Source organism: Enterococcus sp. 6D12_DIV0197 (assembly GCF_002174385.1).
GTDB lineage: Bacteria > Bacillota > Bacilli > Lactobacillales > Enterococcaceae > Enterococcus_D > Enterococcus_D casseliflavus.
This window is the reverse complement of the sequence record NZ_NIBN01000001.1, coordinates 3,722,399-3,723,557: the sequence shown is the minus strand read 5'-3', so window position 1 is coordinate 3,723,557 and position 1,159 is coordinate 3,722,399. Positions and strand designations below refer to the sequence as shown.

The 1,159-nt window shown below is 39.5% G+C and carries 1 protein-coding gene; it reads left to right on the top strand.

Features of this window, described 5'->3' with window-relative positions; genetic code table 11:
- The coding region (locus A5867_RS17620; protein WP_140397126.1) for a bacterial Ig-like domain-containing protein at positions 1-1,035 on the top strand (1,035 nt) is incomplete at its 5' end.
- Positions 1,036-1,159: the final 124 nt, after the last annotated feature.

Here is a 1,159-nt window from a genome sequence, read left to right as displayed (position 1 = left end):
GATAGTGCGTTAGATAAAGATGGCAACGATGTTGATTTTTCAGCTTTAACGGTCGATGCTAGTAAAGCCGACACGAGTAAAGCAGGCAGCTTTGAAGTTACCTATACGTACGATGGTGTAACGAGTACAGCGATTGTTACAGTCAAAGAAAAAATGACAGCCGTCAATGTCCACGATTCCACGATTTATGTGGGTGATTCATGGCAAGCAGAAGATAATTTCGATAGTGCATTAGATAAAGACGGTAATTCAGTAGATTTCCAAGATCTAACGGTGGATACGAGTAAAGCTGATACGAGTAAAGCAGGCAGCTTTGAAGTTACCTACACGTATGATGGTGTAACCAGTAAAGCGATTGTTACAGTCAAAGAAAAAAGGACAGCCGTCAATGTCCACGATTCCACGATCTACGTGGGGGATAACTGGCAAGCAGAAGATAATTTCGATAGTGCGTTAGATAAAGATGGCAACGACGTTGATTTTTCAGCCCTAACGGTCGATGCCAGTAAAGCCGACACGAGTAAAGCAGGCATCTTTGAAGTCACATACACGTATGATGGTGTAACGAGTACAGCGATCATTACGGTTAAAGAGAAAATGACAGCCATCAATGTCCATGATTCCACGATTTATGTGGGAGATAAATGGACGGCAAAAGAAAATTTTGACAATGCATTAGACAAAGCAGGAAAGAAAGTCGTGTACGAAGACTTGACAGTAGACGCCAGTCAAGTTGATCCGAGCAAAGCAGGTAGCTATGAAGTATCGTATAGTTATGATGGAATTACGGTAACGGCTACAGTCACAGTAAAAGAAAAACCTAGCCAAGAAAAACCTGCAGATGATTCAACGCATGCGACACCAGAACAAGAGAAAGAGAATCAGAAAAAAACAACTCCTGATAGTAAGAAACAGGTAACACTTCCTAAAACAAATGAAAATAAATCAGTAGTTGAATTAGTAGCAGGTGTCATAATTGTGCTTCTGACAGGTGTAATTTTCTTTTGGAAAAAAAGAAAAGTGAATAAAGAGTAAGATCTAAAAAAATAAAGTATGCGGGATTTATTTCCGGGTACTTTATTTTATTTAAAAAAGACTTCAGCCAAGCTTCTCTTTCTTGATAGGTAAGAGATGGAAACCTTCACAGAGACCATGTAGA